Here is a 14,575-nt window from a genome sequence, read left to right as displayed (position 1 = left end):
AAGGAGTAGTCTATGCTTTCTGAAAGACTAAAGAAGATTAAAGCCAGGGTTTTTGATATTGAATTCCATGACCCGAATATTTGGTATTTTTCAGATATTAATATCCTGAACGATGAGAATAAGGATGAACCACTTGTAGTTAGAAAAGGGCTTTCATCTAAGTTTTTGGGAGAAAACCTGCCGGTTATCATCAAACCGGATGAACTGATCGTAGGAAATCCCAATATGAACAGTGTAGGATTTGGTTCGGTCGTACCCAAATATGCAACGCCTGAGGAGGAAGCGTACGGTGCAAAGTTTAAACTAAACGAGAAGTCGATATGGGGGCATCATCCGCCGTACTGGGAGAAAGTTTTAAATGTCGGGTTCAAAGGAATCATGGAAGAAATAGAAACAGCGGTCGAGAAACAATATGAAGCAGAAGAGACAGATATGAAAGCGGTCGCAGAGTATAGAGCAATGCTGGCCGGAATCGAAGGTGTATTAGCTTTTGCACAGCGCCATGCACAGGAAGCGTTAAAGCTGAGTGTGGCAGAAAAGGAGCCGGAAAGAAGGAAAGAACTCTTCCAGATTTATAAGAACTGCAGCAGAGTGCCATATTTTCCGGCACAGACACTGTGGGAGGCACTGCAGGCATATTGGTTTACCTATTGTCTGGTGAACAGCGGCGGGGAATTTGTACCTCTTGGACGTGTGGATCAGAATGTTTATCCGTTTTATAAGGCAGATATCGAGGCAGGAAGAATCACAAAGGAAGAGGCCAGGGATTTGTTGGGATCCTTCCTTGCAAAATGCAATGAAAGAGTCTGTACAGATACAAAAAAATGTGAGAATCATTATGATTTCGGGGTGTTTTCCCAGGGCGTTCCTCCCGAGTTTGCGAATGATATGGAGGAGACAGGGGGGCATGAAAGCGGCAGCTATGACAGCAGAAGCCTGATGTGGAAGGATGAGGACGATCCATATAGTGAGAATAATTTTAACTTCGGGCAGTCAGCGAATGACTGGCTGATGAATATGGTCATCGGCGGGCTTAGACCGAACGGGGAAGATGGAACCAATGAGGTCTCCTTTGAACTTCTCAAGCTTAGGTTTGAGATGGATTTTGTAATGCCAACGCTGTCAGCAAGGGTATCGAAAAAGACCCCGGAAAGCTTCTGGATGGCACTGTCCGAATGCCTAAAACACAGCCAGGGGGAACCGGCGATCTACAATGACGATCTGATCATACCAGGATTTGTGGAAATCGGGGTACCTATAGAGGATGCAAGAAATTATACGAATGATGGCTGCTGGGAATGCCTGATTCCTGGAAAAAGCCATTTCAGCTATGCACACGTACAGAACCTGCGCTGTCTGGAATGGGTATTGACCAGAGGTGAGACACTGCTTACAGGGGAACAGGAGGGCATTGATACGGGAGAGCTGTCCGGATATCAGGATTTTGAGAGTTTCTATCAGGCTTATTGTAAGCAGGTAAACTCCCAGATCGATCTGCAGGTGGAGAAACGACTTGAAAATCTGGGGTTATCCTGCGCAGTTGCACCGGATCCACTGATGTCTTCTATATTTGAAAACTGTATCCAAAAGGGCAGGGATCTGACGGACAGGGCGATCGTGCCGTATACCTTCCATTTAGTATTGATCACAGGGCTTTCAGATACTGTAGATTCGCTGGCAGCTATCAAAAAGCTGGTGTTTGATGACCATGCAGCTACATTAGAGGAATTCCGGGATGCGGTGATCCATAACTGGGAGGGCTATGAAGAGCTTCTTCATAAAGTAAGGACCCAATGTCCGAAATATGGAAATGATGATGATTATGCAGATGAGATCCTGCTGCGCGTTATCCGTGATTTTGAGGATCATATCACACAGTGGAGAACGAAGCAGAATGAAATTATGGTGCCCTGTGGAATCGGTACGTTCGAGAATTATGCGGCGCTTGGCTGGAACTTAAGCGCAAGTCCCGATGGCAGGAAAGCAAGAGAGGCACTGGCACCAAACTATGCCCCGACACCGGGAATGGATATCCAGGGGCCAACGGCAGTGATCAAGAGTGCTACAAAGCCGGAATTACTAAAGTATTACTGCGGCTGTCCTCTTGATATTTCACTGAATGCTAATGACTTCCAGGGAGAAGTGGGAACCATGAGGATGACCGGTATTCTGAAATCCTTCTGTGAGCTGGGCGGCTGTATCGCTACGATTACTACATGCGATATTGAGGAATTAAAAGATGCCAGGCTTCATCCGGAAAATCATCGGAATCTGATGGTCAGGATGGGCGGCCTGTCCGCATATTTTATCGCGATGTCCCCGGCACAGCAGGAAAATATTATTCAGAGATTCTCAAAAGGAGCCTTGATTAAGTGAGTAAAGTATTTATTTCTAATATCCAGAAGTTTTGTGTGTATGACGGGCCGGGAATCAGGACAGTCGTGTTTTTTATGGGGTGCCCTCTGCGGTGTAGATGGTGTCAGAATCCGGAGAATTTTTATAATACTCCGAAGGTCATGTTTGATGCCTCCAAATGCACCGGATGCGGGATCTGTATTGAAAAATGCTTCCATCATGCAGTCAGGAGAGGGGCTCTGGGAGAAATACTGCTGGATCGGAGTCTATGCACTGCATGTGGGGAATGTACACGTTACTGCCGGCAGCAGGCGCGGGAGGTCTGCGGGGAGGCACGGTCTGCGGAGGAAGTGTTTGAAGAGGTAATAAAAGACGAGGTGTTCTTTAAAAATACCGGGGGAGGTATTACCTTGAGCGGCGGAGAGTGTACCATGTTTCCTGAGTATGCTTCTCTGCTGCTTAAAAAGGCAAAGGCCCGGGGAATCCACACGGCAGTTGAGACATGTGGCTTCTGTGAACCAGAGGCATTGGCAGTAATGGAAGATGATGTAGATTTATTTTTATATGATATCAAACTGATCACTCCTGACCTTCATAAAAAATGGACGGGGCAGGGGAATGAAAAAATAAAGGCAAACCTGGAACACTTGATCCAGACAGGGAAAAATGTAGTGATCAGGATTCCCTTGATCGAGGGCGTGAATGACGGGAAAGAATTCCAGAAGATTTTAGACTATCTGAAACGTTTTCCATCGGTTAGAGAGATCCATATCCTCCCGTTCCATCAATTAGGAGCATCAAAATACAGGCTTTCAGGACAGGAGTATGAAATGGATGCGTGGAGAGAGTGTTCAGATGAGGTTGCAGAGAAATGCAGGCAAGAGGCTGAGAATGAAGGATTCAAAGTAAATGTGGGAGGCTGGAACTTGTAAATAAATCTCTGAAAGTATATAATCAAAATGTGGAATAAATTACCAGGAGCATATGTGATGTTAAAGAATACGAACATAGTAAAGATGGCCAATCAGGCGTTGGTATTAGATTCAATAAAAAAAAATAAGAAGATCACAACGGAAGAGATCATCAATCAGACGAGGCTTAGCCGCACTACGGTCCTGACCATGATGAAAGAGCTTTCCCAGCAGAAGCTGATCGAAAAAAGAGGAAATGTCAGGCAGTCTGTAGGGCGTCAGCCAATTCTATACTCTTTGAGCAGGGATGTGTATTATGCAATTGGGATCGATATCGACGTGGCACCAATCTATATGGCAATCTCCAGGCTGGACGGATCGATCGCATATTCCAGGCAGTGGGAGGTCTCTGAGAATGCCGATGGCAGGGAGATCAAGGACTCTGTCATTGAGCACGTGAGCAGGGCCTTTGTGGAGGCTAAGATCAGCCGTGATAAGATAATTGGAATGGGGATCGGCCTTCCGGGTGTTATGAATCTTCAGCAGAATATTGCAGAGAAGATCAGCCGTATACGCGGGTGGGAGAATTATGACATTGCAAGGGAATTAGGCGAAGCCTTTGATTTTCCTATTTATGTTAGAAATGATACACATCTGCTTGGACATATGGAGATCGAGTCGGAAAATGAAAATATGCTTTATATTCTTCACCGTTCTGGTATCGGTATGGCACCGATCATCAACGGGGAGGTCTATGAAGGGATTTTCGGGAACGCCGGGTATATCGGCCATACCAGGATCGGTGCCCAGGGCAGGCTGTGCAATTGCGGATTAAAGGACTGCCTGGAAGTATATTGTTCCAAGAGAAGCATCGAGAAGTCTTATGAAGAGATCACCGGATGTAAGCTGGGGTACGATGCACTTGTTCTGGCAGCAGACAATGGCGATGAAGATGCATGTGAAATTTTTCGGAAAGCCGGGAATTATTTCGGCATAGGGATCACGAATGCTATCAAGACGTATGACATATTAAATGTTGTGATCGGCGACCTGCGGTGTAATGAAGACCACATATTCTTTCAAAGTATTCAAGAGAGCGTGGCGGAAAATTCCGTTAACTTTAGTGTAAAACAGCCAACCGTAAGGCTGAGCATCCATAAGAAAGATGAGTATGGTATGGGAGCCTGCCAGTTTGTACTGGAAAAATTCTTTGAACAACCTAAATTCCAAACGAACATAAGTGAAAATGGCGGTGAATGGGTTGAAACAATGCAAATATAATGTAGGAATAGACATAGGAGGCACAAAGGTCAACATTGGGATTTTCCATAAAACGGGAGTCATTGTGGATAAAGTAAAGATCGCATCCCAGCAGAGTGAAGATATTGAGATCTTTATTGACAGGATAGGATCCGAATTAAAGCACCTGGCGGAAAAATGCAGGATCCGTATCGATGAGATTGATTTTATCGGGATAGGGGTTCCGGGGACTGTCGATATGAGAAGAGGCATCGTGGAGTATTGTCCCAATTTATTTTGGGATATGGTGCCGCTTAAGGAATATTTCCAGACTATTTTTTTAAAACAGGAGATCATGATCATCCAGGACTCATGGGCAGGAGCCTTGGCAGAACATGAATTCGGGGCAGGGATCGGATTTGCAGACATGGCGTGTATCACGTTAGGCACAGGGATCGGCGGCGGAATCATCGTAAATAACAGGATTTTTGCAGGAGCCATGCATTGTGCGGGGGAAATAGGACATATCATAATCGAGAAGGACGGACGAAACTGTAATTGCGGGAATAAAGGATGCCTCGAAAAGTATGCATCTGGAAATGGGATATATGACCAGGCACTGGAACTCTTTCCGGAGAAGCTGGAAGGAATGAAAGAAGGGGCTGAGTCAGTGTTTGAACTTGCTTACCAGGGATATGGCCCGGCGCTTCAGCTGATCGAACACAGTGTACAGATGTTAGCGATGGGATTAGCCAATCTGGTCGGGATCCTATCTACAGAAGCGATCATTATCAGCGGAGGATTATGTGAACATGAAGAATTAATATTAAAGCCGCTGCAGAAATATATCTTACAATATGGTTATCATTCCTGGACACGCCAGAACAGGCTTGCAGTCATACAGGCAAAGCTTGGGAGTGATGCTCCGATGATAGGGGCGGCATTTATATATAAAGGGACAGGAATCAGGTAAGACATAGGAAATGTGAAAAAGATCACTCAGACAACGTAATAAAAAAGTTGACTGAGTGATCTTTTTAGTTTCGCGCGAAGAAAAGGGACAGAGCAAAGGGGTCTGACCCCTTTGCTCTGTCCCTTTTCTTCATTATTCTGCAGTGGGTTCAGCCCGATTGAATCCGATCCCATGTGCAGTTTCTTTCGCAGCCTTACGTGCAGCTTTGCGGTCCTCTGCTTTTGAGATGCAGATCGCGCAGTTAGCATCACCGGTGATGTTGACAACGGTGCGGCCCATATCCAGGATACGGTCGATTCCTGCGATGAGTGCGATCCCCTCCAGCGGCAGCCCGGCACTTTGGAGTACCATAGAGAGCATGATGACACCGGAGCCGGGAACGCCTGCGGTTCCTACGGAAGCAAGTGTGGCGGTGAGGACTACCATGATCTGTTGTGTCAGTGACAGATGGATTCCGAATACGTTAGCGATAAAAATTGCACACACACCCTGATAAATGGAGGTCCCGTTCATATTGATCGTAGCGCCCAGCGGGAGCACGAAGCTGGTGATCTCTTTTTTGGCCCCCAGCTTCTGGGTACATTCAATGTTCAGCGGCAGTGCGCCTACAGAACTGGAGGAGGAGAATGCCATGGTCATTGCAGGCATCATTTCTTTGAAGAACTTAACTGGTGACATCCTTGCAAGTCCTTTCGTTGTGGCTGAGAATACAACTGCCATGTGGAAAATATATGCAAGGTAGATCACGACGATCAGCTTTAATAGAGGCAGCAGTACGGACGGACCGTTCTCTGCAACGACCGGAAGCAGGAGGGCAAAGACACCGATCGGAGAAAGTTTGATGATGATTCCCATGATCTGGAGACATACCTCCGTCATGCTGTCGATCAGCCTTCCCAGAGGTTCTCCCTTTTCACCAGCCAGGATGATACCGAAGCCAAAGAACAGAGCCAGTACGATGACCTGGAGCATGGTCGCGGAAACAAGCGGTTCGACGGCATTAGAGGGGAAAATATTCAACAGTGTGTCCATAAAGCTGGGTGTTTCTACGGATTCAAAGGTCAGGCTTTCGCTTGCAAAATGAAATCCTGTGCCAACCCTGCTTACATTTGCAAAAATCATTCCCAGCGTAACGGCAACGGCGGTCGTCGCTAAGTAGAAGGATACGCTTTTAAGCCCTACGGAGCCGACTTTGCGGATATCTTTCATAGAGATGACCCCGCTGATGATAGAGCAGAGTACTACCGGGACAACGATCATTTTGATCAGGTTCAAAAACAGCGTTCCGAATGGCTTGATATATTCAACAGCGAACTCAGGATTCTTTTGGAACGGAATCCCTCCCAGAATACCAAGCACCATACCAAGCATAATCAAAACCGGCAGTGATAATTTCAGTTTTTTCATATTGTGATCTCCCTTCAATTGTTAAAAAATATTACGTTCATTCATTTTTCTTACCACCATCTTAGTAATAACCTACAAAAAACTACAAAAATACTCTGAAAAACTATAAAAAATTTACATCCTGTCAGGATCCTACCCCTTCTGCCTGTAACCCGCAGGGGAATCTAAGCACCGGAAAAGCATTTTGCTGTCTCATGATGATTAGATAATAAGTGAGGGGGGATTGTGAAAAAAATCACTTTATAATCATATTTTTTGAGAATCATATATCTCAAAAAAATATCATGCCGATTCCCGGAAACCCCTTGTTTTACAAGGGGAAATGGAAAATATTACATGCACTTTGCATAAAAAAATGTAATATTGATCCTGCGCTATAGACTATTTTAAACAAAGGTGATATACTTTACTATAATATGAGAAAATGAATATTTTAAGTGGAATTTACAGGAAATGGGGAATGGATATGTTTATTGTGCCAATCACAAGGATGCCGGGAGTAGAATCATTGGAGAAAGTTTCCGGTGCAGGAAAGGAAAGCGGGCAAGTATCCGGCAGGAATTTTGAACGGGTTCTGGAGGATACGATGAAGCAGATGGAGGAGGCACAAAAGGCTTCCAATGAGGCGGATGAACTTCTTGCGTCCGGGGGGATCGACGATCTTCACACCGCTTTGATCAAGGCCGAGCAGAGCACTGCGGCGGTAGAATTTACCACACAGCTTACAAGCAGGGTGGTTAGCGCATATAACCAGATCATGAACATGCAGGTATAGAAGAGCAAATCTTCTTGAATATTAGTAGTTCAAGAAGTATAGGTACAGGTACATAGACTGGCGGCGTTTGAGCAGTGACAGGGCAGAATAGATTGGCATACATAATAGATAGAGATTCAGGAATGAGATAAAATTAAGATAACGGTGGATTATGGGCGCGACGGACAAACTGAAAAAGAAGGCAGCAGACAACCAAAAGTTAGGTTCTGCCATTGATAAAGTACGGAAAGTAATAAAAGAGAAAAAAGGTATCGTGATCTTACTGATAGCCGCAGTGATAACAGCAATTGTTATAACTGTGGTTATTAATGTGAGTAAAGGAAATTATGAAGTGTTGTTCCCCGGCATGAGCCAGGAGGAGAATGCAGAAATATATGCGGTCCTGGAGAGCCGGGACGTAGATGTCAAAAGGAATGCAGACGGAGAGGTGATGGTAAAGTCCAGCCAGGCTGGTGATATCATGCTTGATATGTCTGCTTTAGGGTATCCGAAAACGACCCTGCCTTTTGACATTTTTTCTGATAATACGGGATTTACGACCACGGAATTTGAGAAGAAGCAGTATCTTCTTTTAAACCTTCAGGACAGGATCGAGAGGACTCTAAAGGATATGTCCGGTGTGAAGAACGCTATTGTGACTCTGAATGTACCGGATGAGGGCACTTATGTGTGGGAGGACGAGGATTCCAGCAGTACGGGGTCTGTCTCTCTTACCCTGGCACCGGGATACGAGCTTTCTGCGGAGAAGGTTTCGGCGATCAAGAATCTGATCTCGGACAGTGTGCCGAATCTTCTGCCGGAGCACGTTACGGTCGTGAACGCGGATACGATGCAGGAATTCGAGGGAGATTCTTCTGTGTCTGACGGCCTGGACGGAATAGAACGGCTGGATTTTGAATCAAAAGTAGAATCTAAGCTGACCAAAAAGATCGAGAATGTTTTGTCTTTAGGCTACTCACCGGAGCAGTACCGTGTTTCGGCTACTGTTGTGATCGATTACGATAAGATGATCACGGAAGATTTTGAGTATGTGCCAAAGGATAACGGGAAAGGCATTGTAGAGCATAGTGTAGAAAGTAATACGGGGAATGGGACAGGAAATGCGGCAGGCGGCGTGGCCGGGGAAGAGAACAACACGGATGTGCCGGATTATACCGCAGAGAATGAGAATAACAATGCTGACGGTACAAAGAACGATTATTACCGTGAGATGGATTATGTGATCAGCTATATCAAGAAGCAGATCGAAAAGGATAATGTAAAGCTTGAAAAGGCTACGGTTGCGATCGCAGTGAATGACAGTGACCTGACAGAGGCAAAACGAAATGCCATTATTAACTCTGCATCCAAGGCAGCGAATATCGCGCCGGAGGATATTGTTGTAACAGGATTCAACCAGCCTATAAAGGCAGACGCACCAAAGGAGGCGGTCAGCGGATTTCTTACGAGACTCGAGGGGATGAATCCATGGATCCTGATCGGGGCGGGGGCGTTGATCCTGCTTTTGATCATCCTCACCGCTGTGCTTGTACATCGTTTACATAAGAAAAAGGACGCAGAGGAAGAGCAGATCTTTGCAGAGGAGAAGCTGGATTCTACAGGAATACTGGAACGTGCTCAGAGTGATGCAGTTGAGAATCTGATCAAGAATGAGCCGAAGAGGCCGAAGAGCCCTTCAGAGGAAGTAAAAATATTTGCCAAGGCCAATCCTGAGATCACCGCTGCGATGATCAGTTCCTGGTTAAAGGAGGATGAATAAGAGATGGCAGAGGGAAAGAGAAGGGCGGCGGAAAAGGCTGCCACTGTGATTACGATGCTTGGTTCTGAATATGCCTCCGAAGTTTTTAAGTATCTTAAAGAAAGTGAAGTGGAACTGCTTTCCGTGGAACTCTCCCGGATGCCGAAGATCAAGGACGATGAGCTTCAGGAGATCGCAAGGGAGTTCCATGACTGCTGTCTGGCCCAGAAGGTGATCACTGAGGGCGGGCAGGATTATGCGAAGGAAGTCCTGGAGAAGACATTCGGACAGCAGCAGGCGCGAAATCTCATGGAAAGAGTGAATAAAGCGCTTAAGACCAAGTCATTTGCATTTTTACGGAAGGTTGACTATAAGACACTGATGACAGTCATCCAGAATGAACATCCCCAGACACTGGCGCTGATCCTGTCTTATGCAAGCCCGGACCAGGCATCCAGGATCATCGAGAATCTCCCGCGGGAGATCAGGACCGATGTGGTGGAGCGGGTCGCTAAGATGGACAGGGCAGTCCCGGGAATCGTCAGGATCGTGGAGCAGGTCGTAGGAAGCAAGCTGGATACTTCTGCATCTGAGGAGATGATGGAGGTAGGCGGCCTCAATTATGTGGCTGACATCATGAATAATGTAGACCGAAGCACGGAGAAGGATATCTTTGAGGAGCTGTCCTTGAAAGATGCACCTTTGGCGGACAGTGTCAGAAAGCTGATGTTTGTGTTCGAGGATATCGCATTTCTCGATCCGATGTCCATCCAGCGTTTCATCAGAGAGGTGGATTCCAAGGATCTGGCTGTGGCACTCAAGGCAACCAATCAGGATGTTTCCAACGCGATATTTTCCAATATGTCATCCAGAATGCGTGATTCGATCCGCACAGATATTGAATATCTGCATAATATCCGCATGAGCGATGTACTGGAGGCACAGCAGCGGATCGTATCCACCATCCGCAGGCTGGAGGAGAGCGGAGAGCTTGTCATCACCAAGGATGGAAAGGATGATTTCATTGTTTAGAGTGATCAAATCAGAAGAGACGATATTCGAACGAAACCGGATCGAATTATATAAAGAAGGCACAGACGGCTTCGAGGAAGAGGCAGTCAGGCAGCAGGAGAACCAGCCGGACCTCATAGAGATGCAGGTACAACAGATCTATGAGGAGGCAAGGCAGCGGGCCAATCAGTCGGCGGCGCGCATCTTAGAAGGAGCGTATGCGAAACGGGATAAGATCGTAAGCACTGCGGAGGAGGATGTAAAAAGAGTCCGGCTAAAGGCAGTCAAAGAAGGATATGAGGAGGGGCTTTTAAAGGCTTCATCTCAAACTGGAAAGGCACTGGCGCTGATGCAGGAGGAACTCTGCGAGATCAGGGGTACGCTAAAGCAGAACATGGAGGCCTTAAACGGTGAGCTCATAGAGCTGTCCCTGGCCATGGCTGAGAAGATCCTGCATAAGCACATTGAAGAAGATGAGAATGAGCTGCAGGAGCTTGCACGTGCAGTGGTCATGTCAGAAAAAGATAAGAAACATATTAGTTTACAAGTTTCGGATCATATGATGCAGTTGATCGATCGGATGGATCAGGAGCTGGAGCCTGTCAGGGAGCGTTACCAGAACACGATCAAGGTGAAAGGCGTTCCGATGCCTCCTGGTACCTGCAGGGTAGAGACAGAGGATGGGATCATAGATGCATCTGTAGACGTTCAGCTTGAGAACCTGCGGGAACAGCTGGAGCTGTTAAGGAATGAAGGATAACGAAGAAGGAACAGATAGAGTACAGATAGAGAATGGCGGTTTTATGGATATTAGAATGATCAGGAACACGATAGAGAATGCGAGTCTGTACACACAGATGGGCAGGATCGACAAGATCGTCGGCATGACCATCGAGGCTACCGGACCGGTCTGCAATATAGGAGATGTCTGCGAGATCGAGGCACCCAAAAGTGAGGAACGGTTTTATGCGGAGGTGGTGGGGTTCCGTGAGAATAAGGTGCTTTTGATGCCTTATGATGAGATGGAAGGGATCGGCTATGGCAGCGCAGTGAAAAATACCGGGGACAAGCTGCGGATCCCGGTGACGAATGCTCTTGTGGGGCGCACGGTGGATGCACTGGGCAGTCCTATAGACGGGAAAGGACCGATCTGCGGGGAATATTATTATCCCATTACCGGACAAATGTCCAATCCCATGGAACGCCCCAGGATCGATACGCCTATCCAGCTTGGGGTCAAGGCCATTGACGGACTGCTGACTGTGGGAAAAGGGCAGAGGATCGGGATCTTCTCGGGAAGCGGAGTGGGAAAGAGTACCCTGATGGGGATGATTGCCAAGAATGTCAAGGCAGATGTCAATGTCATCGCCCTTGTAGGGGAAAGAAGCCGTGAGGTCGTGGAGTTTATTAACAAGGATCTTGGGGAAGAAGGTATGAAGCGGACCGTTTTAGTGGTCGCGACCTCGAACCAGTCCGCGATGATGCGCTCCAAATGTACCATGACGGCGACCACGATCGCAGAGTACTTCAAGGATCAGGGGATGGACGTCCTCCTGATGATGGATTCCCTCACCCGGTTTGCGATGGCACAGCGTGAGATCGGATTGAGCATCGGGGAACCTCCGGTTGCAAGAGGGTATACGCCGTCCATATATTCGGACCTTCCTAAGCTTTTGGAACGATCAGGGAATTTTAAAGAGGGCTCGATCACAGGCATCTATACGGTGCTGGTGGAGGGAGATGACTCGAATGAACCGGTATCTGATACTGTAAGAGGAATCATAGACGGACATATCATGCTGTCACGGAAGGTGGCGATGTCCAATCGGTATCCTGCCATTGACGTATTGGCGAGCATCAGCCGTCTGATGAATGATATCGTCCTGCCGGAGCATAAGGAGGCGGCATCTCGTTTCAGGAAGATGCTTTCCCTGTACGAAGCCAATTTTGATCTGATCTCTATCGGGGCATATAAAAAAGGCTCCAATCAGGAATTGGACGAGGCAGTTGCAAGAATTGAGCGCCTGTATGATTTTCTGAGGCAGAATGTGGATGAGAGTTATACGCTGGATGAGACTGTGATACAGCTGATCAGTCTGGTGGAGTAGGAGGAATATAAGTGAAAAAGTTTCAGTTTTCTCTGGGAAGGATGTTGGATTTCCAACAGCAGAATCTGCAGAAGGAAAAGAATCTGATGGGGCAGATGATGGAAGAAAAGCGAGGATTTGAAAAGCAGAGGGAACATATGGTATCACAGCTTGAAAAAATACATGCCGAGATGGATCAGGAGATCAGAAACGGAACTACCATTTTCCAGATCCGGGCATTTACGATGATGTTAGAGAATGGAAAGGTTCAGTTAGAAGGGATCAAGCATAAGCTTCAGATTGTGGAAGCGAGGATCGAACGACAGAGGGAAGTTGTGGTTGAGGCGTCCAGGGAGGTCACTAAGCTGGAAAAGCTTAGGGACAAAAAGCTGGAGGAATACCACTATGCCGAGGCAAAGGAGCAGGAGAATACCGTATCGGAACATGTCTCCGGCAAGTTTGTGCGACAGGGCGTTTCCTAATATAAAGTTTTTAAAAACAATAAAGAAAGGCAGGTGAGAAGAGAATGAGGATGCAGAATGTGGGCAGTGCAGAAAGGTCCACGATCAGACCGGGGACAAAAAGTAAGCTCCAGGGGTCAGATTTCATGGATATCCTGAACCAGAGGATTCAGAAAGAGAGTCGATACAGCAGTTTTGATGCAAAGGCAGAGCAGCCGGACGGACAGAAGCATGTCAGGAAAAAGGCGGACCAAAGCAGAGCTGCCAGGGAGACACTTGAGAAGTCCTATGAAAAAAATCTGGATCAGGCGGCTTCCAAAGAGGCAAAGAAGGCAGGAAAACAGGCAGAAAAAAAGGAATCTGACATCCGGGAGACAGGAATTCAAGACAGTCAGGAAGCGGATCCGGTGCAGGAAGCACAGAAGTCAGGCACTGTGCAGACGGAGCAGGGACAGCAGGAAATGGCAGAGAATGATGCCAAAGCTGTTGTAAAGGCCGGGGCACAGATAACAGGCAGTCAGGGATTTGATCTGGCAGGTGCGGGTTTCGCTGAAACAGCAGGAGGTTCGTCAGTACTGGCAGGAGAGAATGGATCCGGTGTATCGGATGGAGAGATATTGCAGACGGTACAGGACAGACAGACGTTGACAAAAGCAGACCAGGAGCTTCTGGAAGCACTGAACATGGCAGAAAAGAGACAGCAGGATGGCACGGGTCTAAGCCCTGAACCGCAGGAAGAGACAGGCATGCCGAAACAGGCAGGTGAGCAGGCGGTAAAGGATGTTCAAACGAGTCAGGCAGCAGGTCAGACCGAAGGAACCATGACAAAGCAGACGGAAGGATGGAACTTGGAAAAGACGGCCGGAAAGCCGGAAAGCACCCAGGCAGCAGGCCGGCAGGAGCACCCGGGCAGTACAGGAGGAAGCGCCGGGGAAGCTTTAAAAGACCAGGCAGGGATCCTAAAGCAGATGTCAGGAGGGAACAGCATATCACAGATACAGAAAACCACTGAAAAGGCGGGAAAGAGTGCGAATGTAGAGGAGCTGCAGAAGTATGTGGATGAGCAGGTATTTATCGATCCGGGAAAGCTTGCAGCCAGAAGTCTGTCAGGGACTTATGAAGCCGGACAGATGAAACAGACAGAAGCACCGAAGCCGGTCATGGAGCAGTTTCAGACAGGCCTTGAGAGGGGAATATCTCAAAAGCTGGATACCTTCACGATCCGGTTAAAGCCGGAAGGACTGGGCGAGATCCTGATCCATATGGAACATGCCGGGGACAGGATCGCTATGAGCATTGGGGTGACCAGTGAACAGACGCAGAAGATGCTGGCAGGTGAGATGATGAACCTCAAAGAGATGTTAAGGCCGCTGAACGCGGAGGTAAAGGAGATCTACCAGAGCCAGACAGAGAATTTTGATATGATGACCTATCAGCAAAACCTTTCCCAGCAGAACAGAAATTTGTTTTATGCAGGGAATAACGGAGGGATCCGCCATTACGGCAGCATGCAGGATGAGATGCCTGAGAGCCGTGAAGAAACAAAGATCCCGGGAATTCCAGGTGAGACAGCATATACACCGGGGAATTGGAATGCTTACGTGTAGAGAAAAGGAGG

The 14,575-nt window shown here is 47.3% G+C and carries 12 protein-coding genes; 11 read left to right on the top strand and 1 reads right to left on the bottom strand.

Annotated features, from left to right (window positions below):
- Positions 1 to 12: 12 nt before the first annotated feature.
- Genes AC4OGX_RS09045 through AC4OGX_RS09030 form a run of 4 tightly spaced genes read left to right on the top strand, consistent with a single transcriptional unit; the run spans position 13 to position 5,478 of the window.
- Complete coding sequence (locus AC4OGX_RS09045) at positions 13 to 2,376, top strand: pyruvate formate lyase family protein (RefSeq protein ID WP_493329929.1); 2,364 nt, start codon at positions 13 to 15, stop codon at positions 2,374 to 2,376.
- Positions 2,373 to 3,287 carry a glycyl-radical enzyme activating protein gene (locus AC4OGX_RS09040; RefSeq protein WP_493329928.1) on the top strand — a complete coding sequence of 305 codons (915 nt, stop codon included), beginning with the start codon at positions 2,373 to 2,375 and terminating at the stop codon, positions 3,285 to 3,287. The genes AC4OGX_RS09045 and AC4OGX_RS09040 overlap by 4 nt, the downstream gene beginning before the upstream one ends.
- 57 nt (positions 3,288 to 3,344) lie before the next feature.
- Entirely contained in the window at positions 3,345 to 4,547 is a 1,203-nt protein-coding gene (locus AC4OGX_RS09035; protein ID WP_493329927.1) for an ROK family protein, read from the top strand.
- Positions 4,513 to 5,478 (top strand): ROK family protein, encoded by a 966-nt coding sequence (locus tag AC4OGX_RS09030; RefSeq protein ID WP_493329925.1) that lies wholly within the window; start codon positions 4,513 to 4,515, stop codon positions 5,476 to 5,478. Before AC4OGX_RS09035 ends, AC4OGX_RS09030 begins: the two co-directional genes overlap by 35 nt.
- Before the next feature lie 132 nt (positions 5,479 to 5,610).
- Here the strand turns inward: AC4OGX_RS09030 and AC4OGX_RS09025 are convergent, their stop codons facing one another.
- Positions 5,611 to 6,885 carry a dicarboxylate/amino acid:cation symporter gene (locus AC4OGX_RS09025; RefSeq protein ID WP_493329924.1) on the bottom strand — a complete coding sequence of 425 codons (1,275 nt, stop codon included), beginning with the start codon at positions 6,883 to 6,885 and terminating at the stop codon, positions 5,611 to 5,613.
- A 466-nt stretch (positions 6,886 to 7,351) separates the two neighbouring features.
- On the opposite strand from AC4OGX_RS09025, the gene fliE reads away from it, so the two are divergent.
- The 7 genes from fliE (at position 7,352) to AC4OGX_RS08990 (ending at position 14,564) form a co-directional block, all read left to right on the top strand.
- Positions 7,352 to 7,660, top strand: a complete 309-nt coding sequence (gene fliE / locus AC4OGX_RS09020; protein ID WP_493329970.1) for a flagellar hook-basal body complex protein FliE — start codon at positions 7,352 to 7,354, stop codon at positions 7,658 to 7,660.
- Positions 7,661 to 7,811: 151 nt separating this feature from the next.
- Positions 7,812 to 9,419: a flagellar basal-body MS-ring/collar protein FliF gene (fliF, locus tag AC4OGX_RS09015; protein ID WP_493329922.1), complete on the top strand. Its 1,608-nt coding sequence runs from the start codon at positions 7,812 to 7,814 to the stop codon at positions 9,417 to 9,419.
- Positions 9,420 to 9,422: 3 nt separating this feature from the next.
- On the top strand, positions 9,423 to 10,430 hold the full coding sequence (gene fliG, locus AC4OGX_RS09010) for a flagellar motor switch protein FliG (RefSeq protein ID WP_493329920.1): 1,008 nt from the start codon (positions 9,423 to 9,425) through the stop codon (positions 10,428 to 10,430).
- Positions 10,405 to 11,169, top strand: coding sequence for a FliH/SctL family protein (locus AC4OGX_RS09005; protein ID WP_493329918.1), 765 nt, complete (start codon positions 10,405 to 10,407; stop codon positions 11,167 to 11,169). The genes fliG and AC4OGX_RS09005 overlap by 26 nt, the downstream gene beginning before the upstream one ends.
- Before the next feature lie 43 nt (positions 11,170 to 11,212).
- On the top strand, positions 11,213 to 12,517 hold the full coding sequence (locus tag AC4OGX_RS09000; RefSeq protein WP_493329969.1) for a FliI/YscN family ATPase: 1,305 nt from the start codon (positions 11,213 to 11,215) through the stop codon (positions 12,515 to 12,517).
- Between the two features lie 11 nt (positions 12,518 to 12,528).
- Complete coding sequence (fliJ, locus tag AC4OGX_RS08995; protein WP_493329915.1) at positions 12,529 to 12,978, top strand: flagellar export protein FliJ; 450 nt, start codon at positions 12,529 to 12,531, stop codon at positions 12,976 to 12,978.
- A gap of 44 nt (positions 12,979 to 13,022) precedes the next feature.
- On the top strand, positions 13,023 to 14,564 hold the full coding sequence (locus tag AC4OGX_RS08990; RefSeq protein WP_493329914.1) for a flagellar hook-length control protein FliK: 1,542 nt from the start codon (positions 13,023 to 13,025) through the stop codon (positions 14,562 to 14,564).
- Positions 14,565 to 14,575 lie beyond the last annotated feature (11 nt).

It is taken from the genome of Faecalicatena sp. (genome assembly GCF_058819085.1).
This window is presented reverse-complemented; position numbering and strand designations above follow the sequence as displayed.